We start from the raw sequence: 20,610 nt of genomic DNA, 5'->3' as shown, positions 1-20,610 counted from the left end.
GTGCCCCTTACGCTTTAGCTTCTACTTGGTCTTTCTTATAAGTACGTAGTACCCATATGAATAAACCAATGATGAAGAATGCACTCGGTGGTAATATCAATAGACCCATAGGTTGATACCAACCACCATTTTGTACTAATGGGATAATATCAACACCGAATAGTGAACCCTTACCAAATAGTTCACGAATGAAACCAACGGTAAGTAGTACTACTGAATAACCTAAACCGTTACCAATACCGTCAAGAAACGACATAAGTGGCGGTGACTTCATTGCGTATGCTTCAGCACGACCCATTACAATACAGTTAGTAATAATTAGACCGATAAATACCGAAAGCTCTTTTGCCGTAGCGTAAGAAAATGCTTGTAGTACTTGGTCAACAACAATTACCAAAGATGCAATAATCGTCATTTGTACAATAATACGTACTGACGATGGGATCTGGTTACGAATAGTCGAGATAAAGAAGCTAGAAAACGCGGTTACCAAGGTCAAAGCAATTGACATGATTAATGCGTTTTTTAAGCTAGATGTTACCGCTAGCGCAGAACAAATACCAAGTACTTGTAGTGCAATTGGGTTGTTAGCTAAAACCGGGCCAAATAGAACCGCTTTCATTTCTTTAGTATCAGCCATTATTTCAATGCTCCTTTACGTACTTCCGCAAGGAATGGACCAAAGCCATTGTCACCAGTCCAAAAGTCAACTGTATTATCAACACCGTTAGACGTTAAAGTTGCACCCGATAGACCATCAATTTGATGCTCATTGCTAGCGCCACTTTTTACAACATCGATAGGTAATTCTTTACCTTCCCATTTTGCAGTCCACTGTGGATTTTGGATTTCGCCACCTAAACCAGGTGTTTCACCATGCTTATAAAAGATAATGTTTTTGATTGTTTCGCCATCGTTTTCAAGCGAAAGGAAACCATACATTAAGCCCCATAAACCGTAACCTTGAATAGGAACAATAATAGTGTCAACTGACCCATTATCTGCTCTAGAGATGTATACAGGTGCCTCTGTCGTTACGCGCTGAATGCCCGCAATGTCAGTAATGCCTTTTTCAGCAAGCGCAAAGCTTAGCTTAGGGTCAAATTTGCTTTTTTCAAAGTCAAATGCATTAACCTTAGCCTGAACTTCTTCACTTGAGTCGCTTGCAAAAGACTCACCCGTTTTCATATTAACTAAGCGTACTTCGATTTTGTTGTTGAATGTTTCAGAAACATTTTCAACTTTTCCGATTCCCGCTGCAACTAAGATATTACTTTGAATATCTTTCGCTTTATTAGCTTGCTGTAAAGGACGAAGCTGTACAGCAGCAAACGATACGATAATTGCACACACTAAACATAGCGCAACAACTACTGCTAACGTTTTACCGATTGATTCGTTATTACTAGACATTACGTGCCAACCTCCGTTTGATATTAGCTTGCACTACAAAGTGATCGAACAGTGGAGCAAATAAGTTAGCAAATAAGATTGCTAGCATCATACCTTCTGGGAAAGCAGGGTTCACAACACGGATCATAACAACCATAAAACCAATAAGCGCGCCATAAGCTAACTTACCTTTATCGGTAAATGCAGCAGACACAGGGTCGGTAGCCATAAAGAACATACCAAACGCAAAACCACCTAGTACAAAGTGCCAATGCCAAGGCATAGCAAATACTGGGTTAGTCTCAGAGCCAACTGTATTTAGCAGTAATGCAGTGATTACCATACCGAAAAATACACCTAGCACTATACGCCAAGAAGCGATACGCACGTAAATAAGGAACAAGCCACCCACTAATAATGCAAGTGTTGATGTTTCGCCTACAGAACCTTGAATGAAACCGTAAAACGCATTCCACCATAACTCCATGTTTGAAAAATCAAGTGTGCCAACAAACGCTTGACCAAGCATAGTCGCACCAGAGAACGAATCCACTGCTGTCCATACTGTGTCACCTGAAATTTGTGCCGGGTATGCGAAGAATAAAAACGCACGACCAGCTAACGCAGGGTTTAAGAAGTTACGACCTGTACCACCAAAGATTTCTTTAGCAATTACAACACCAAATGTAATACCAAGCGCAACTTGCCATAAAGGAATAGTTGCTGGCAAAATAAGTGCAAATAACACTGATGTTACGAAGAAACCTTCGTTAATTTCGTGTTTACGCACTGAAGCAAATATAACTTCCCAAAAACCACCTACAGCAAAAGTAACTGCATAAATTGGTAGGAAGAAACACGCTCCATAGAACATTTTAGCGCCCCAGCCTGCATCAGCGGTTAATTGACCGCCTAACAGTTGAAACAAATCAACTTGCCATATATTAGCTAGTTCAAAACCTTGTGCTAAAGCACCAGCGGCCTGATGACCAATATTGAACATACCAAAAAACATAGCAGGGAACGTTGCCATCCACACTAAAATCATCATGCGTTTTAGGTCGATGTTGTCACGAACGTGTGTCGCGCCTTTATTTACGTAGCCTGGTGTATAAAAAATAGTTGCTGCTGCTTCATACAGAGCATAAAACTTTTCATATTTACCACCGGCTTCAAAATTCGGCTCGATATCTTCAAGATATTTTTTTAAACCCATCTCTCTAGCCTTCCTTCTCGATCGTAGTTAAGCAATCGCGTAGGGCTGCGCCATACTCGTATTTGCCCGGACAAACGAAGGTACATAACGCTAAATCTTCTTCATCTAGTTCAAGCGCGCCTAATGACATTGCACTGTCTACATCGCGTGACAATAGGTCGCGTAATAATAGAGTTGGCAAAATATCTAACGGCATTACACGCTCATAGCTACCAATTGGTACCATGGCACGTTTTGAACCACCTGTTGACGTTGTCATTTTAAATAAACGACTCGGTGCAAGGTGAGAAATAAAGGTACGCGTTACGGAAAATTTATCACTACCTGGTGCAATCCAACCAAACAATTCTTTTTCGCGACCTTCAAGTAAAACAGATACTTGAACGTGGTAACGACCTAAGAATGCATGAACACCGTTTGAAATAGAACCTGACAATACTGAACCAGAAATAACACGGTTATCACCGTCTTCTAATTCGCCAGCAACTAAATCATCCAATGAAGCACCTAATTGTGTTTTCACTAAACGAGGGTTTTTAACGCGAGGACCTGCAAGAGAAATTACACGATCAGTGTAAATTTCACCGGTAAGGAATAAGTGACCAAAGGCGATAACGTCTTGGTAACCAATATGCCAAACCTGCTTGCTAATAGATACTGCATCAAGATGATGGATATGTGTGCCAACAAGGCCAGCCGGATGCACACCACCAAACTCATGTACTTCTACTTGAGCTATAGATGAGCTAGGAACTTGGCTACCTGCTTGTTTACAAACAAATACTTTACCGTCGGTTAAACGCGACACAACAGCTAAACCTGCTTCGAATGCTTGCACATTTTCAGCAATAATTACCGCAGGATCTGCAGCAAGTGGATTAGTGTCGATTGCGGTCACAAAAATAGAGCTAGGATTTGCATCCACTGCCGCTACTTTACTGAATGGGCGAGCACGAAGTGCTGTCCACTGACCAGACTGTATAAGTACTTCTTTGGCTTTTTCACGATCTAAGCTCGAAAGCTCGGCATCAGAAAAAGTACCAAAGGTGATTTGCTCACTGCCGTTAACTTCAATAACAACAGATTGCAGTACACGTTTAGCACCACGATTAATTTCTTTTACTGTGCCAGAAGCTGGAGCAGTAAATAATACACCTGGGTTCTTTTTATCTTCAAAAAGTACCTGGCCTTTTTTCACTTGGTCATCCACACGAACATGCATGGTTGGACGCATACCGATAAATTCTTCACCTAGCACAGCTACACGTTTGACGGTAGAACCATCATGAATAACTTGCTGAGGAGCGCCCTCTATGGGTAAGTCCAGACCTTTTTTTATATTGATCATACGCACTTGCACTACATTAACGGAAAGAAACTGAAAAATCGTATCAACCACGTCGCCATATTAACTATAACAAGTTGTGTAAAACTAACTTGCTATAAATACTAAACAAGCAACGCAGTAAAACTCCTCACATATTGCTATGATTTTAACATCATTGTGCAACACTATGCGAGTGTATTTATAAAAATTATACCAGAGAAAGACTTATTTACGCTTGATGTAGCTATTTAATAAAATTCAAGCTAGACCAAAGTTGTACGTTTACTAAGAAACATTATTTTTATAAAAAAATCAGTAATAAAAAAGTCGCACTAGGCGACTTTTCAAACTGTTTTGTACAATTGATTAGTCAATCATATTCGCAATAGGCTGAACAGGGTCAACCTCTTGCTCATAATCAACGCCTTGTATACCAAAACCAAACAAGCGTAAAAACTCATTATGATAACCAGCATAATCGGTTAGTTCATCAATGCTACTAGTATCTACTTTATCCCAAATAGCTTGAATACGTGCTTGTACGTCATCTTCTAGCTCTTTATAGTTTTGGAATAAATGACCGCCTTCGTCAAAACGTGGCGTGTCGCCGTATAAGTTTTCGCTAAATAACGCCTGTATTTGCTCAATAGTACCTTCGTAGGTGCCATCGGCTTTCATTACTTTAAATAAAGCAGAAATATACAAAGGCATAATAGGAATAGCCGAGCTAGCTTGTGTTACTACCGCATTAAGTGACGATACATACGCTTCGCCATTTAAATCACTAGTCGAAGCTTTAATAGCAGCCGTTGCACGATCCAAATCTTCTTTTGCTTTACCAATCGTTGCATGCCCGTATATTGGCCATGTTAGCTCTTTACCTATGTAGGTATAAGCAGTGGTTTTGAAGTTATCGGCTAGCACATCGGCTTGTTTTAGTGCATCAATCCACATTTCCCAATCTTCACCGCCCATTACTTTAATAGTATTGTCGATATCATCTTGGTTTGCCGCTTCAACGGTTATTTCATCAATTTCACGCTTTGAGGTATTCAGATTTTTAGTCGTAACTGCATTACCAATTGGCTTAAGCGTAGATGAGAACACTTCACCGGTATTAGGATCGGTACGACGCGGAGACGCTAAGCTGTAAATAATTAAATCTACTTTGCCTAAATCGGCTTTAATAGTATCAATTGCTTTTTGCTTAATTTCGTTTGAGAACGCATCGCCATTAATATTTTTTGACCAAAGGCCTGCTTCGTCTGCAGCATTTTGAAATGCAGCTGTATTGTACCAACCTGCAGAACCCGTTTTGCGCTCAGTGCCTTCTTTTTCAAAGAAAATACCTAATGTTTTAGCACCGCCACCAAACGCCGCAGTAATACGCGATGCAAGGCCATAGCCTGTAGAGGCACCAATAACTAATACATTTTTAGGCGCATTTTTTAATGCACCTTGTTGCTTTACATAATTAATTTGTTCTTGAACATGTTCGCTACAGCCCACTGGGTGGGCATTGGTGCAGATAAATCCACGAATTTTAGGCTTAATGACCATTGATCATCCTATATCTTTACAATAAAAATTAGCGCTAGTTTAAAGGCTAATACTAAAAACACTGATCTGATCAGTTAATCTTGAGTGTAAACATCAATCAAATCGCTATTAATTGTTTAAGCTGACTTAGAGCCACCCATACAATTGGGTGAATCAGGCGCTTCACCATTATGTTCAGCAAACTCATCTGGCGTATAAGTATGAATAGCCAGTGCATGAATATGATTGGCTAATTCATCTTTTAAAATTTCATTAATTTCGCGATGGCGCTGTAATAAGCGCTTACCAGCAAACTCTTCGCTAACCACTATCACTTTAAAATGCGAGTCGCTGCCAGCACTGTGCATATGGCTTTCGTTAATTACATTTAAATGCTTACAGGCAATTGCATCGCTGATTTTTTGTTGAATTTGTTGCTGCATGACATAAACCATTATTGTTACTTATTTATAAGCCCACTATAGCAACTTGCTAAGCCTAATGGCTAACGCTTTATCAAGCGAAAGGTTAAACTTATTCGCGGATGAGCCAAGGTAGTTTGCTTAGCAATAGCGTGTTGATAGTCGCGCTGACTATTGCCACTCATAATTAAACAGCTGCCGCTACGGAGCTTTAAATTAGTAACTTTATTGCTAGCTTTGTGTTTTAGTTTTAATACTCGCTCAGCCCCAAGCGATATACAAACGATAGTAGGTTGATGGCCAAGCTCTGCTTCATCGTCGCTATGCCACCCCATAGTATCGTTACCATCGCGGTAATAATTTACTAATAGTGAATTTAATGGCTGGTTTAAATGCCGCTCTAAACGTTTGCGCATCGCCAGTAAAACATCAGGCCAAGGCTCTACTATTAACTTACTGTGAGAATAACCATACTCAATATTGTTTTCACTGATAAAACACTGCAGCCGAGGAATTGGCCCCGTTTTATTGTAAACCGTAACATTAGGCTGCTGCCAACACAGGTTTTGCTGTAAATAGTAGAACAAATCGAGGCTTTTTTGTGCACTAAGCGCCCTACTTTGATAAGAAAAGCCATTTGGTAACAGTTGGGGGTTGGCGTTTGGCCGTTGCATGTTAGAATTTACCTATCATTTGATTACTGATCACTAAACTATTATGACCATGCAAGCACAGCTCGGCGATAAAACCTTTACTCTTGAACGCTTTCCTTTGGATCAAAAAAACCGCAGCTTACAAGCTTGGGATTCAGCCGACGAATATTTAATCGACTATGTTAGCGAACATCATCCTGATTGTCGCTCTTTGCTGATTTTAAATGATAGTTTTGGCGCGCTTTCTTGTTATTTTAGCCACAAGCAATTAACTGTTTGTTCAGTAAACGACTCTTATATTAGCCACCAAGCAGCAGCTTATAACTTAGCAGAGAATAAAATATCTGCTATTACCTTTAGCCAGCTCGATAGTTTATCGGCTTTACCTGAACAAGTTGATTTGGTACTTATTAAAGTACCACGCACATTAGGCTTTTTACAGTATCAACTGTCTGAGCTTAGCGAAGTGCTTGCACCCGGAACGCCTGTTATTGCCGCGGCAAAAACAAAAGATGTGCATAATTCAACAATTAAAGCGTTTGAGCAGTTTATTGGCGAAACAAAAACAAGTTTAGCGGTTAAAAAGTCACGCTTAATTATAAGCCACGCACAAGGTGGGTATAAAGCCGCTGATTTTCCGGTAAATTGGCCACTTGAAGGCACTGACTTTACTATTAGTAACCATGCAAATGTGTTTTCGCGTGATTCATTAGATATTGGCGCACGGTTCTTTTTTAACTACTTACCAGAAACCAATAAAGCTAAAAGCATTATTGATTTAGGCTGTGGTAATGGCGTGGTGGGTTTAATGGCATTATCGCGTTGCCCAAATGCAAATATTACTTTTGTTGATGAGTCGTATATGGCCGTTGAATCGGCACGCTTGAATGTAGAGCTCAATATGGAAGCTAAATATGAGCAATGTTCATTTGTTGAAAATGACTGTTTATCGGGATTTGAGCGCGACAGTGTTGATATGGTGCTATGTAACCCGCCATTTCATCAAGCTCAAGCGGTTACCGACCACATTGCATGGCAAATGTTTAAAGAAGCAAAAGATACTTTAAAAGAAGGTGGCGAATTGCGTATTATTGGTAACCGTCATTTAGATTACCACGACAAACTAAACCGTATGTTTGGTAACTGCAAGCTACTAGGTTCTAACAAAAAGTTTGTTGTACTTAGTGCCACAAAAAATACCGGAATGTTATAAATGCAAATTATAAAATACCTTTTACCTTGGTTGGTGTTTTTGGCACTGCCTGCATGTAGTAATCAGCCAAATCAGATAATACTTAATCCTGTTTATAAAAATGGGCAAATAAGTTCAATCAACAACAGCTTAAGTACCAGTGTAATTGATTTAAGAGGCGATACTGCCACCTTAAAACTTATAGAGTCTGACAAAACTAAAACTTTTGCCAGCCATGGTATTACAGCCTCAGTAAAAAGTGCGCTCGACAGCGCCCTAAGTCGTAACGGTGCCAGCATTTCTAACTTAGCCACGGTGCGCTTTGAAGTAGATATTCATGCTTTGCAAGCAGTTGTTACCGAAAAACTAATGAGCCACACCAGCGCGGCTTCTATAGAGTTTGGCGTGCGTGTTATTCGCGCTACCAGTAACTTTAGCAAAGTATACCGAGGCAATGCTAATTTAGCAGGGCCACTGGGGCACGACAGAGCAAAAATAGAAGGTCAGCTTAATAAGTTGACTGAGCAAATTATTACCCGCATTGTATCTGACCCTGAATTAATAGAATTTTTAGAAGGTTAACAATGAAACGACTTTTTTTAATCTGCTTAAGCCTATTCTTTAGTACCACTACGCTTGCTGCTCAAGAAGGCCGTTTTGTACAAAAAGATAATATTTTTCCGCGTGTTGAAATAGTCACTTCACTGGGTAGCATAGTGATTGAGCTTGACCGCTCTAAAGCCCCCATTACTGCAAATAACTTTTTAACCTACGTAATGGATAAAAGCTATCAAGGCAGTGTGTTTCATCGTATTGAGCGTGATGTAGAAAACGACCGTGACTTTGTTATTCAAGGTGGCGGCTACGATAAAGACTACGATGGACTACACGAAAACGATCCTATTTTTAACGAAAGCGGTAATGGCTTAAAAAACGATATGTATAGCATAGCTATGGCGTATCAAGACCGTCAACCTCATTCAGGAACGCGCCAATTCTTTTTTAATATGGACGATAACGACCATTTAAACCCTGGCAGAGAATGGGGGTTTGCGGTATTTGGCAATGTAATGGACGGCTACGACACGCTAGATAAAATTATGGCGGTAAAAACCGGATTTAACGAAAAAATTGGCTACGACTTTGTACCCAAAGAGCCTGTAGTCATTTTAAATATTAAATTACTTGAACAAGTTCCCCTGTAACTATTAAAAGAGCAGCCTAGCTGCTCTGTGTTAAAGCCAATGAAGGCCCTATGAGCAAAACACTCTCTATTCGCGAATATTTTTCTTATTTTAAAGACAAACGCCTTATCAATATTTTTATATTTGGTATGAGTAGTGGTTTTCCATGGGTGCTGATTGGCTCTGTAATGTCGGCATGGCTAAAAGACGAAGGCTTAAGCCGCAGTATGATTGGCTTATTTGGCATTGTGTTTGGCGCTTACAGCATTAACTTTTTATGGTCGCCGTTAATTGATCGTACCAAACTACCCTTTTTATACAAATGGTTAGGCCAACGCCGAAGCTGGATACTGTTTTGCCAAAGCTTTATTTTACTTGGCACACTGCTATTAGCTGGGCTTGATTTAAAAGCCAATTTAGCGCTCGTCGCCGCACTTTGTTTATTAATAGCCATAGCCTCTGCCACTCAAGATATTGCTATTGACGCTTTTAGAATAGACGCCCTTGGCGAAAATGAATCTCATAAAGCGACCGCCGCCGCCGCCATGGCAACCTCGGGTTGGTGGTCGGGTTATGCGCTACTTGGGGCCATTCCGTTTTATATGGCCGATATACCTTCGATAGATTGGCCGCAAGTATATTACTTTTTATCCGCCATAATGCTGCTACTAATGAGCTGTGTATTTTGGGCAAAAGAACCTGAATCAAACCGCGAAGCAGTGCACGCTGAGCTTGAGCGGATATACCTTGAAAAACTTGCCGCCAGCAAGCAAACACCATTAACTAAAACACTCGCTTGGCTTGCAGTTACTGTGGTTGATCCGTTTAAAACCTTTTTTGCTAAAAATGGCGTTAAAACCGCGTTGGCACTGCTTGCATTTATTTTCTTATTTAAAATTGGTGAAGCGTTTTTAGCTCGCATGTCGATTGTATTTTATAAAGAGGTTGGCTTTAGTAATACCCAAATAGCCAATTACTCTAAGCTAGGCACCGGATTAATTACCATCGTATTTGCCTTTTTAGGCAGTATTTTTAATCATAAATACGGCATTGTTAAAGGCTTATTTATTAGTGGTGTGGCAATGGCGGCATCTAATTTAATGTTTTCTTGGATTGCACTTGCCGGCCCACAAGAGCATTTATACGCCATGGCTATTGTGGTTGATGGTTTTACTCAGGCATGGTCGCTAGTAGCTATGGTGGCATTTATATCTATGCTATGCGATAGAGCATTTAGTGCAACACATTATGCGTTACTTGCGTCGCTGGGTAATTTAGGGCGTACTTTACTGTCGAGTTACAGTGGGGTAGTAATAGATGATTGGCTGGCGGGTAACTGGTCGCTATTTTTTATTCTTACTGCATTAATGGTGTTGCCATCGTTGATATTTTTATACTTAATTCGTCATAAACTGTATCAGCTAGAGCGTAATTATCACCAAAATACTTAAACTAAATACTTAAACTAAATACTTAAAATAAATTATTTACTTGGCATATTTAAAGGTGCATTAAAATATGCCAAGTAACTTGCGGCTATTAATCAACTTTAAGTAAGTTTAATGCCTCATGCGGATCAACTTCGAGTGCATTACAGTAGCGCACAAATTCAATTACATCTAAGCGGCGCTCTTGGTTTTCAATTTTGCCAATAAACGAATGTGGTGTACCCAATAACTGCGCTAAACTGCGCATTGTATGCCCTTTGTCATGACGTTTACTTTTAAGCCATTTGGTCAGTTTTGCATTTTCTTCTGATGAAACTGTTTTACCCATCATGTACATCTCCTACTTAATGCGGTGTAAATACTAATTGATGCAATTTATTAATAACGCTCAGTGATTACACTACACAACAGCCTAATTGGGCATTGATTGCAACTCAGCTTTACTAATTACTAATTACTCATTGTGAGCTAAAAAACGCTATAAATAATAATTACTTATTGTGGTGGTGAATGAAATTTTGCCCGTCTCATTCTTATATATTGTATACTATTAACTCATTGGTAAAATGGCTAATTACATTCGGCACAGGTTAAATAATGAATATATATTTACCAAGCCTGAATAGATAGCTTAAACCATTAATAAATATTTGTAACAATTTTGTTCCATTTTAGTGTTACATGTTTATGCTTAATCAATAACGAGCACCCTAAAAGGCTAAATAATGTTCAGGCTACTTTTTTTACTTCCTATTATACTGTGCTTAGGCTGGTGTTTTTTTCTTCGCCACCATGGTGTGCCTATTAAAAAAGGCAAAAGAGGCTTTGTATATATACTCGCGTTTTCTACTTTTGTACTTGGCTTTTTTATATTAATGATGCAAATAACCGAATTCACTCCTAGCGAATTTTAGGCATTAAAAAAGCCGCAAAAGCGGCTTTAATATTTTATTGTTTACCCAGGGTTTGTTGACCTTTGCGGGTTAATATTTGTTCCAACTAGGGGCAATTTAATCGCGGCGCTAGGTTTGTAACCTAGTGGGCTAAGTAAAAACCGAGCAACAAAGAGTTAATTGCCCCTAGGCAGAACCCTTCGGGCAGCGCCTGTTTGGCATTGATGCTACGTTATCGCCTATTTATGGGGAATAACCACACCACATAGGCTCTGCCTTGCCTAAACACCAAACAGACTGCTGCAAATTTAACCTTAAAAGATCAACAGACCCTTGTTAAATAGTAAAGCTTGAACCACAACCACAAGTTGTAGTTGCATGAGGATTAGTTACAAAAAAGCGTGCGCCTTCTAATCCTTCAGTGTAATCAACTTCACCGTCTACTAAATATTGTAAACTCATCGGATCAACCACCAGCATCACGCCATTTTTGACGATTTCTAAATCACCTGGATTGGCCTTTTCATCAAAGGTAAAACCGTACTGAAAACCAGAACAACCACCACCCGTTACATATACGCGTAATTTAAGTTCTGGATTTTCTTCTTCATCGATTAACTGTTTAACACGATCGGCTGCCGCGTCAGTGAACTTAATTGGTAATTCTTCAGACATTTTAAAACCCTCAATATCGTAATGCCGTGATTATCTAATACCCGAGTGTTTTAATCAAGTATAGTAAGATAAAGGTTGCAGGCACTCGCTGCTGTTAGTAGCAAACTAAACCTAAATATTGAGTCCAGCATCGCTTATTTGCGTATTTTAACGTTAACTTTTCTATAAATGTAATTATTTTACAAAATCACAACGACTTAGCGAGTGGCTTTTGCTAAAATGACCGCTGAAAAATGCTGCGGGGAAATAAAGCATGTGGCTTGAGCAACTCAGGCGTCGATTAGCCAAACCTAAAACATCCGTACAATTATGCTTATTAGGCGTAAGTGCCGGATTAATAGCTGCATTTTTTATTATTTTATTTCGCTTAACGATTCTTTTTTTTCAAAGTATATTTTTAGAAACTCCCGACGACTTTACCACCCTCCCCACTTTAGAACGCGTATTAATGCCCCTTATTGCGGCACTCTTAATTGCGCTTTTTGCGGCTTTTACTGGCTTTAAACATTATCGCTTGGGTATTCCGTTTGTAATTCATCGTATTAAACGCCATTACGGGCAAATGCCACTGTATAACACCCTAAACCAATTTGTTGGTGGTGCATTGGCCCTGATCAGCGGCTTTTCGGTGGGGCGCGAAGGACCTTCGGTGCATTTAGGTGCAACTGGGGCAAGTATCTTAGCAACTAAACTGCACTTACCTCATAATGCCATGCGTACCCTTAGTGGCTGTGGCATTGCAGCTGGTATTGCCGCCTCGTTTAACACGCCGTTAGCAGCGGTTATTTTTGTAATGGAAGTAGTACTTCGAGAATACAAAGTACATATATTTGTGCCAATTATGCTTGCAGCTGTTACTGGCGCTTTAGCAACCCAATTTGTATTTGGCGAAGGCTCAGAGTTAGCACTTATAAGCATTGCTCCGTTAAGTGGCTGGCATTACCCGTACTTAATACTGTGTGGCATGGCGCTGGGCGCAATAGCCTATAGTTTTAATCAAAACTTAATGTTAATTATTAAAACGTTTAAACCACTTAGCATGTTTCCTCGCTTACTTATTGCTGGCTGTATTGCCAGCTTAATTGCGTATACCGTCCCCCAAGCTATGGGTTCGGGTATGAGTGCGATTACTATTGCGGTTGAATCCCCTGAAGACATGCAATTATTAACTACTATTTTAATTGCTAAATTACTCGCCACATTATTTGCGATAGGTTTGGGTATTCCCGGTGGTTTAATTGGACCGGTTATAGGGCTGGGGGTTTTAATTGGTACTTTAATGGCCTTTTTTGCCCAGTTTATTAGCCCAGGTACAGATATAGCAGGCACTTATGGTGTACTTGGCATGGCAGGATTATTAGCAGCAACGCTGCATGCACCGCTTGCGGCTTTAACCACAGTGATGGAGCTCACTTCGTCTCCAGAAATAATAGTGCCTGCAATGATAGTTATTACCACCGCTTATGTTACCGCGCTGCAAGTGTTTGGTAATCGCTCGATATTTTTACAACAGCTGGATTTTCAAGAGTTACCTTACCAGGTATCTCCCGCTACTGAGGCACTACAAAAAGTAGGGGTAATGGATGAAATGGATGAAGACTTTAAGTTGCTTTACTCCGACGATAAACAGCAAATAAAAAACACCCTTGATGCGATGGACAGCCAAACCCCATTAATTGTATTCGATGAAGAAAATGGTTACCGATTGGCTGAATATGACTTGAGCTTAATGTCGGATCAAGCAACTAACCTTAGCTATATTAGCTTGGCCGGTATTAGCAGCCAAGCCACTTTAGCTGATGCCTTTGAGCTATTAAATGATAAGCGCAGTGGCGCATTGTATGTATATAACTTATTAGATAATCAACAAATTATGGGATTATTACGTTGGGATCAAATCCATCATATTTTAACCATTCGTAACAGCTTACTTTAATTAAAATGAGGGTAATATGAGCGCATTATTAATTTACAAAACCTTGCATATATTTTTTATGATTGCCTGGTTTGCCGGTATTTTTTACTTACCACGGTTATTTGTGTACCACGCTATGAGCGAAGAAAGGGCATGCAACTCTATGCTTAAAGTAATGGAACGTAGGCTGCTTTTTTTTGTCACTCCGTTTGCCGTGTTAACCGCGGTATTTGGTGTACTCACTATAGTTGAATATGGCCGCGATTGGTTTAAGTACAGCATGTGGTTGCATTATAAACTAGTGCTAGTAATTATTTTATACCTATACCATGGTTACTGTTTTAAGCTTTTAGCTGATTTTAAACATGACCGTAACACTAAAAGTGACCGTTTTTATCGTATTTTTAATGAGTTACCCGTTATAGCACTATTAATAATAGTGGCACTGGCGGTAATAAAACCCAGTTTATAATAAAATGTTTCTAGGTAATTTACTCTGCCAACTAGCTAAGTAACTTTGCTATAATATGCGCGATTGCGTGCTCCTTTAAGGATTATCGCGCCTTTTTGAATAAGTAGGAATAACCCCATGTTAAGTTTCCAAGGTGAAAATATACTCTCAGTTAATCAACTCGACAGAGACTGTATTGAACGTATATTTGCAGTAGCTAAAAAAATGGAACCCTACGCTAAAAAACAAAAGCGTACTAACGTGCTAGAAGGTGCCATTTTAGCCAACTTATTTTTTGAACCTAGCACACGCACACGCGTAAGCTTTGGCACCGCTTTTAACTTACTCGGCGGACTCGTTCGCGAAACAACCGGCATGCAAAGCTCAGCGCTCGCTAAAGGCGAGTCGCTTTACGACACCGCCCGTGTTATTTCGGCGTATGCCGATGCTGTCGCTATGCGCCACCCCGATGCAGGTTCGGTAAGTGAATTTGCAACAGGCTGCTCAATCCCTGTGATTAATGGTGGCGATGGCCCTAACGAGCACCCCACTCAAGCACTGCTCGATTTATTAACCATTGAGCGTGAGCTTAACCGTTTTGAGCAAAACATAGATGGTATGCACATTGCACTAGTAGGCGATTTAAAATATGGTCGCACTGTGCACTCTTTATCAAAACTATTATGCCACTATAAAAACGTGAAATTTTCGATGGTTGCACCCGATGGTCTACAAATGCCTAGCTATATATTAGATGCAGTAGATAATGCAGGTCATAAAATTGAATTGGTAAACAAAATGGAAGGTAACTTAGCCGCCGACATAGTTTATCAAACGCGTATTCAAGAAGAGCGCTTTCCTTCGCAAGAAGAAGCCAACAAATACCGTGGTGGGTTTAGAATTAGTCAATCAATTTACACTGCACATTGCAAACCTAATTCAGTGTTAATGCACCCGCTACCACGCGATAGTCGCCTAGAAGCCAACGAGCTAGATAACGACTTAAACGCAAATGACAATTTAGCTATATTTCGCCAAGTACAAAATGGCGTATTAATTCGTATGGCACTGTTTGCTTTAACCCTCGGCGTAGAAAACAAAGTCGAGCAGTATGAAGTAGACGTACCTTGGTTTAGCCGCAAACGCGATAGCTAAACCCACTTTTTTTGTGACAAAACAATAGGATTTTTCATGACAATTAGCCAAGACTTATTTGCACGCGCTCAAGCTTCTATTCCTGGTGGCGTAAATTCACCAGTACGTGCTTTTAATGGTGTAGGCGGCACACCGCTATTTATCACTAAAGCTGAGGGTGCGTTTACATTTGACGCCGATGGTAATCGCTATATCGATTATGTTGGCTCTTGGGGGCCTATGATCATGGGCCATAACCACCCTGCAATTAAACAAGCAGTACACGACGCGGTAGAAAACGGCCTAAGTTATGGCGCGCCTACCGAAGCCGAAATTTTAATGGCTGAAAAAGTAAAAGAGCTAGTACCATCAATCGAAAAAGTACGTATGGTTAGCTCAGGCACAGAAGCCACCATGAGCGCTATTCGCTTAGCGCGTGGTTTTACTGGCCGCGATAAAATACTTAAATTTGAAGGCTGTTACCACGGCCATGCCGACTCATTATTAGTTAAAGCGGGCTCTGGCGCATTGACTATGGGCGTGCCTAATTCACCGGGCATTCCTGAAGATTTTGCAAAGCATACGCTTACTGTATCGTTTAATAATTTAGATGAAGTGAAAGCTATTTTTGCTAAATATGCCGACGAAATTGCATGCATTATTGTTGAGCCTGTTGCTGGTAACATGAACTGTATCCCACCGGTTCCGGGATTTTTAGAAGGTTTGCGCGACGTTTGTGACGAATACAAATCGGTACTTATTTTTGATGAAGTAATGACCGGGTTTCGAGTTGCACTTGGCGGCGCACAAGCCTACTACAATATAAAACCAGACTTAACCTGTTTAGGTAAAGTAATTGGCGGCGGCATGCCAGTTGGCGCTTTTGGCGGCAAAACCGAAATTATGGATTATATTGCACCGGTTGGCCCTGTTTATCAGGCGGGTACATTGTCGGGTAACCCAATTGCCATGGCTGCAGGTTTAAAATCGCTAGAGTTATTAAGCGAGCCAGGCTTACATGCAAAACTAGAAGCAACCAGTAAAGCAATTTGTGAAGGCTTTGAAGCCGGTGCTAAAAAAGCAGGCATTGCATTAACCACTAATTACGCCGGTGGCATGTATGGTTTTTTCTTTACTGATGCTGAAAAAGTAACAACTTACAAACAAGCTACTGAGTGTGATTTAGAGCGTTTTAAACGTTTTTTCCACCTGATGCTTGAAGAAGGTGTTTACTTAGCCCCCTCTGCTTTTGAAGCAGGCTTTGTATGTGCAGCGCACAACGAGCAAGAAATAAAAGATACCATTGCAGCCGCAGAGCGCGCGTTTGCTAAGCTGTAAAACATCAGTTTTATTCAGCCAATAAAAAAAGCCCTAACGGGCTTTTTTTATGTCTTGTAGTTATTCAAAACTGCTTAACGAATACACTGCGGCCTTGGTTCAAATTCACTGGCTCTTAGTGGTAGCTGAATAACTTTGCCGCACCCTGGTGGCGCTTGTTTACCCGTTAGCTCGTTAATAAACGCCCAGCGAATTGAAGGTGGACGAGTATCGGCTATCGCTTCGGGATTTAGCGGTTTTAAATAACGAATATAGGTCTCTAAAGCCCCTACACTACCGGTTAAGCCGGTACTTTTGTTATCATCTCGGCCTAGCCAAGCAACGGTCACTGTGTTTTGATCAAACCCGGCAAACCAGCTATCGCGTAAATCGTTACTAGTGCCCGTTTTACCCGCAAGTTGAATCGACGGAAAGTGTAAGTTTAACCGTTTTGCGGTGCCATCTTTAGTCACTCGTTTCATTGCGTATTTTGTCATGTACATGGCATCTTTAGCAAAACGCGGCTCAGATTTCACTTCATGCTTATACAATACTTTGCCTATTGAGTCGGTTAACGCAGAAATAGCGGTTAACTTTCTATATTCGCCATCGGCAGCAATGGTTGTGTACAATTGTGCTACCTCAAAACTAGACATTTCAAGTGCCCCCAATAACAACGATGGGTATTCGTTAATTCTTCCCTGCGCGCCTAACCCTCTTAGTGTATTTGCAACTTTATCTACCCCTACATCAAGGCCAAGATTTACCGCAGGTATATTTATACTGCGACTAAAAGCTTTGTATAACGGGATCGCTCCGCGAAATTGACGATCGTAGTTTTCAGGTTGCCATACTTTACCTTGCTCATTGGTAACTTGCACCGGTGAGTCGTCAAGTAAAGTGGCTAGGTTATAATGTGGTAACTGCAGCGCGCTTAAATACACCGCAGGCTTAACTAATGAGCCAATATTACGTTTGGTATCAAGTACTCGGTTAAAGCCTGAATAACGCACATCGCGCCCAGAAACTAATGCCGATACGCCACCTTTTTCTACGTTAACTGAGATCATCGCCGCTTCAAGCGCGCGAGTATTAGGGCGTTTTTCTAAATAAGGCAAACTTGCCTGAATCGACTCTTCCATTGCCGTTTGTTTTTGTAAGTCAAAATAGGTAAACACACGAACACCGGCATCTAACACATTTTGATCGGGCAATAACTGCTTGAGTTCACGATTTACTAGTTCTAAATAACCTGGGTACGATTTTTGTAAACTGGCTTTCATTGGCGCTATATTCAAAGGACGTTTTAATGCAGCGCGGTATTCATTAGTACTCAAAAGTTTGTCTTCAACCATTAAGCGCAGCACTAAGTCACGACGTTCCATTGTGCGCTCTTCGTAACGACGTGGATTGTAATAAGACGGCCCTTTTACCATAGCCACCAGCAGCGCTATTTGATCGTACTCTAGCTCATCTACTGGTTTAGAAAAGTAAAATTCAGCAGCCAAGCCCATACCATGTACACCTTGGTTATAAGACTGCCCTAAATATACTTCATTTAAATACGCTTCAAGTATTTGATCTTTTGAATAACGGTAATCTAAAATAAGCGCAATAAACGCTTCGTTTATTTTTCGTGTAAGTGAGCGCTCTCGGGTTAAGTAAATATTTTTAGCCAGTTGTTGCGTTAGCGTACTGCCGCCCTGAACTGTTCGCCCAGCACGAATATTACTATACAACGCACGTAAAATAGAAAATACCGATACGCCGTGGTGCTGATAAAAATTACGATCTTCAACCACTAAAAGCGTGTCTTTTAGCATTGCCGGAAATTTATCCAGCGGTACAAATTCACGGTCTTGTTTAGAGTCGTTACCTATACGCGCTATTTGCACCGGCTCCAGCCTAGCGTTGTTTAAACGCCGACCAAACTTGTCTTTAATACTAGCCACTTTTTGCCCTGCAAAACGCAGTTCAATTATATGCGCCTGTTCTAGCGCGTCATAAAATTCAAAATCGCGACGATATATTTTAATGCTGTTGGCAGTTTTAACATATTGCCCTGTACGACTTAACCTATTAACGGCTGAGTAGTTTAGCCGCTCTAACTCCCAAATAACCTCTTGGCTTGATAAGAACTGCCCGGGGTAAAACGCCATCGAGCGTGCATAAACTTGCGCAGGAAGCTGCCATTTATTACCTTCAAATTGACGAGTTATTTTTGCATCGAGGTAAATAAAATAAAGCGCCATAGCAATAAATGTCGCTAAACTAAGTTTCCAAAAAATAGACCATAGTTTATTGAGTAAAGATCGCTGAGCAACTGATGATTTGTTTTTTGTACTTTTTTTAGCGCCGTTACGCGGTGTACTTTTAGAGGGTTTAGCGCTGCGCTTTGTGGGGGTTTTACCTGTCGGTGTTTTTTTGTTATCAGCCATTTAAATGTAATTTATTCCAAGGTTTATTTTACGGACGTGAGCTTAGCATAGTCACCTACTAGTTCACCATTATAAGGTAAATTAACAACCCATCTTAGCAGCACTAAAGTTAACCTCCCCTGAAATAAAAAAGCGCTACCTAAGTAGCGCTTTGGACAACACACAATAACTTAAATTTAATTACTACGAACCGATACAAATTCTGGGTAGGCGTCAATGCCACAATCGTGTTGATCCATACCGTTTAGCTCTTCTTCTTCGGTAACCCTAATGCCCATAGTATGCTTTAAGATTGCCCACACCAGCAGCGAAGAAATAAACACAAAACCAATAATACACAACAAGCCTATTAACTGAGTTACCAAGTTTGCCTCGGCGTTTGTCACAGGTACTAGCATAATACCAAGTACTCCACATACGCCATGCACAGAAATAGCGCCAACTGGGTCGTCTATTTTTGCCTTATCAAGTATAACAATACTAAATACCACTAATGAGCCGCCTAATAACCCTAATAAACACGCCATCAATGGTGAAGGTGAAAGCGGATCGGCGGTAATCACAACCAGCCCAGCTAACGCGCCATTTAATACCATAGTTAAATCGGCTTTACCCCATAATGCTTTACAAACAAATAGTGCTGAAACAGCCCCCATTGCAGCAGCAGCATTGGTGTTTAATAAAATCTTTCCTACAGCAGTCGCGTTTTCTGCATCTGATATAAGTAGCTGCGAGCCGCCGTTAAAACCAAACCAGCCCATCCATAAAATAAACGTACCTAACGTTGCCAAAGGCAAGTTTGACCCCGGAATTGGGTATATTTCGCCATTTTTACCATATTTTCCTTTACGTGCACCCAGTAATAATACGCCAGCTAATGCCGCTGATGCGCCGGTTGCATGCACTATTGCTGAGCCCGCGAAGTCAACAAAACCCATTGCCGATAAAAATCCAGAGCCCCAAGTCCAGTAACCCTCAATAGGATATATAAGCCCAGTTAACACCAAGGTAAACACCAAAAATGCCCACAACTTCATGCGCTCAGCCACCGCACCCGAGACAATAGACATAGCCGTGGCAACAAAAACAACTTGAAAGAAAAAATCAGATTCTAGAGAGTGATCAGCATCAGCGGCTTGTGTACCAATTAAGCCACCAAATGAAGGAATGATGCCTCCCTCGGTATTCCCTACATACATAATATTGTAACCAACGAGTAAAAACATGGTGCATGCAATTGAATACAAGGCGATATTTTTAGTTAATATTTCTGTGGTGTTTTTTGAGCGTACTAAACCCGCTTCTAGCATGGCAAACCCTGCGGCCATCCACATTACTAATATGCCACAAATTAAAAAATAAAAGGTGTCGAGCGAAAATTTTAGTTCTATCAGTGTACTTTCCATAAATCCCC

At 40.6% G+C, this 20,610-nt stretch carries 20 protein-coding genes; 9 read left to right on the top strand and 11 right to left on the bottom strand.

The features are described from left to right. Window positions 1-7: 7 nt before the first annotated feature. The 7 genes from J5X91_RS07050 to J5X91_RS07020 all read right to left on the bottom strand — a co-directional run bounded on the left by J5X91_RS07050 (window position 8) and on the right by J5X91_RS07020 (window position 6,570). On the bottom strand, window positions 8-640 hold the full coding sequence (locus tag J5X91_RS07050) for an NADH:ubiquinone reductase (Na(+)-transporting) subunit D (RefSeq protein ID WP_011328895.1): 633 nt from the start codon (window positions 638-640) through the stop codon (window positions 8-10). Then, window positions 640-1,413 (bottom strand): Na(+)-translocating NADH-quinone reductase subunit C, encoded by a 774-nt coding sequence (locus J5X91_RS07045; RefSeq protein WP_011328896.1) that lies wholly within the window; start codon window positions 1,411-1,413, stop codon window positions 640-642. Before J5X91_RS07045 ends, J5X91_RS07050 begins: the two co-directional genes overlap by 1 nt. Then, window positions 1,406-2,608 (bottom strand): NADH:ubiquinone reductase (Na(+)-transporting) subunit B, encoded by a 1,203-nt coding sequence (locus J5X91_RS07040; protein ID WP_011328897.1) that lies wholly within the window; start codon window positions 2,606-2,608, stop codon window positions 1,406-1,408. Before J5X91_RS07040 ends, J5X91_RS07045 begins: the two co-directional genes overlap by 8 nt. 4 nt (window positions 2,609-2,612) lie before the next feature. After that, entirely contained in the window at window positions 2,613-3,956 is a 1,344-nt protein-coding gene (locus tag J5X91_RS07035; RefSeq protein WP_011328898.1) for a Na(+)-translocating NADH-quinone reductase subunit A, read from the bottom strand. 345 nt (window positions 3,957-4,301) lie between these two features. Further along, the gene (gene fabV / locus J5X91_RS07030; protein WP_208834314.1) at window positions 4,302-5,495 is read right to left on the bottom strand and encodes an enoyl-ACP reductase FabV; all 1,194 of its coding nucleotides are present in this window, start codon (window positions 5,493-5,495) and stop codon (window positions 4,302-4,304) included. A gap of 116 nt (window positions 5,496-5,611) precedes the next feature. Further along, on the bottom strand, window positions 5,612-5,917 hold the full coding sequence (locus tag J5X91_RS07025; RefSeq protein ID WP_011328900.1) for a BolA family protein: 306 nt from the start codon (window positions 5,915-5,917) through the stop codon (window positions 5,612-5,614). A gap of 62 nt (window positions 5,918-5,979) precedes the next feature. After that, window positions 5,980-6,570, bottom strand: a complete 591-nt coding sequence (locus tag J5X91_RS07020) for an alpha-ketoglutarate-dependent dioxygenase AlkB (protein ID WP_208834313.1) — start codon at window positions 6,568-6,570, stop codon at window positions 5,980-5,982. Between the two features lie 43 nt (window positions 6,571-6,613). Between J5X91_RS07020 and J5X91_RS07015 the strand changes: the two genes are divergently transcribed. The 4 genes from J5X91_RS07015 to J5X91_RS07000 are packed head-to-tail and all read left to right on the top strand — an operon-like array spanning window position 6,614 to window position 10,376. Continuing rightward, window positions 6,614-7,762, top strand: coding sequence for a methyltransferase (locus J5X91_RS07015; RefSeq protein ID WP_208834312.1), 1,149 nt, complete (start codon window positions 6,614-6,616; stop codon window positions 7,760-7,762). Next, window positions 7,763-8,323, top strand: coding sequence for a YajG family lipoprotein (locus J5X91_RS07010; protein ID WP_182678696.1), 561 nt, complete (start codon window positions 7,763-7,765; stop codon window positions 8,321-8,323). A gap of 2 nt (window positions 8,324-8,325) precedes the next feature. Then, window positions 8,326-8,946: a peptidylprolyl isomerase gene (locus J5X91_RS07005; protein WP_011328904.1), complete on the top strand. Its 621-nt coding sequence runs from the start codon at window positions 8,326-8,328 to the stop codon at window positions 8,944-8,946. A gap of 50 nt (window positions 8,947-8,996) precedes the next feature. Beyond that, window positions 8,997-10,376: an MFS transporter gene (locus tag J5X91_RS07000; RefSeq protein ID WP_208834311.1), complete on the top strand. Its 1,380-nt coding sequence runs from the start codon at window positions 8,997-8,999 to the stop codon at window positions 10,374-10,376. Window positions 10,377-10,464: 88 nt separating this feature from the next. Here the strand turns inward: J5X91_RS07000 and J5X91_RS06995 are convergent, their stop codons facing one another. Next, complete coding sequence (locus J5X91_RS06995; protein ID WP_011328906.1) at window positions 10,465-10,704, bottom strand: helix-turn-helix transcriptional regulator; 240 nt, start codon at window positions 10,702-10,704, stop codon at window positions 10,465-10,467. 394 nt (window positions 10,705-11,098) lie between these two features. Here J5X91_RS06995 and J5X91_RS06990 point away from each other — a divergent pair, with 394 nt between their 5' ends. Then, entirely contained in the window at window positions 11,099-11,287 is a 189-nt protein-coding gene (locus tag J5X91_RS06990) for a hypothetical protein (protein ID WP_011328907.1), read from the top strand. A 315-nt stretch (window positions 11,288-11,602) separates the two neighbouring features. On the opposite strand, the gene erpA is transcribed toward J5X91_RS06990, so the two are convergent. Continuing rightward, complete coding sequence (gene erpA / locus J5X91_RS06985; protein WP_011328908.1) at window positions 11,603-11,941, bottom strand: iron-sulfur cluster insertion protein ErpA; 339 nt, start codon at window positions 11,939-11,941, stop codon at window positions 11,603-11,605. A gap of 253 nt (window positions 11,942-12,194) precedes the next feature. Between erpA and J5X91_RS06980 the strand changes: the two genes are divergently transcribed. The 4 genes from J5X91_RS06980 (at window position 12,195) to hemL (ending at window position 16,779) form a co-directional block, all read left to right on the top strand. Continuing rightward, window positions 12,195-13,877, top strand: a complete 1,683-nt coding sequence (locus J5X91_RS06980) for a chloride channel protein (RefSeq protein ID WP_058373927.1) — start codon at window positions 12,195-12,197, stop codon at window positions 13,875-13,877. A 16-nt stretch (window positions 13,878-13,893) separates the two neighbouring features. Continuing rightward, window positions 13,894-14,328, top strand: a complete 435-nt coding sequence (locus J5X91_RS06975; protein WP_011328910.1) for a CopD family protein — start codon at window positions 13,894-13,896, stop codon at window positions 14,326-14,328. A gap of 117 nt (window positions 14,329-14,445) precedes the next feature. Beyond that, complete coding sequence (locus J5X91_RS06970; RefSeq protein WP_011328911.1) at window positions 14,446-15,462, top strand: aspartate carbamoyltransferase; 1,017 nt, start codon at window positions 14,446-14,448, stop codon at window positions 15,460-15,462. Window positions 15,463-15,498: 36 nt separating this feature from the next. Further along, window positions 15,499-16,779 carry a glutamate-1-semialdehyde 2,1-aminomutase gene (hemL, locus tag J5X91_RS06965; protein WP_011328912.1) on the top strand — a complete coding sequence of 427 codons (1,281 nt, stop codon included), beginning with the start codon at window positions 15,499-15,501 and terminating at the stop codon, window positions 16,777-16,779. A gap of 74 nt (window positions 16,780-16,853) precedes the next feature. On the opposite strand, the gene mrcB is transcribed toward hemL, so the two are convergent. Then, window positions 16,854-19,196 carry a penicillin-binding protein 1B gene (gene mrcB, locus J5X91_RS06960; RefSeq protein ID WP_182684582.1) on the bottom strand — a complete coding sequence of 781 codons (2,343 nt, stop codon included), beginning with the start codon at window positions 19,194-19,196 and terminating at the stop codon, window positions 16,854-16,856. A gap of 176 nt (window positions 19,197-19,372) precedes the next feature. After that, a complete protein-coding gene (locus J5X91_RS06955; protein ID WP_011328914.1) occupies window positions 19,373-20,602 on the bottom strand; it encodes an ammonium transporter in 1,230 nt (409 codons plus the stop codon). Window positions 20,603-20,610 lie beyond the last annotated feature (8 nt).

Source organism: Pseudoalteromonas sp. K222D, from assembly GCF_017653575.1.
Taxonomy (GTDB): domain Bacteria; phylum Pseudomonadota; class Gammaproteobacteria; order Enterobacterales; family Alteromonadaceae; genus Pseudoalteromonas; species Pseudoalteromonas nigrifaciens.
Note: the sequence above shows the minus strand (reverse complement) of the source record. Positions and strands in the feature narration are given on the sequence as shown.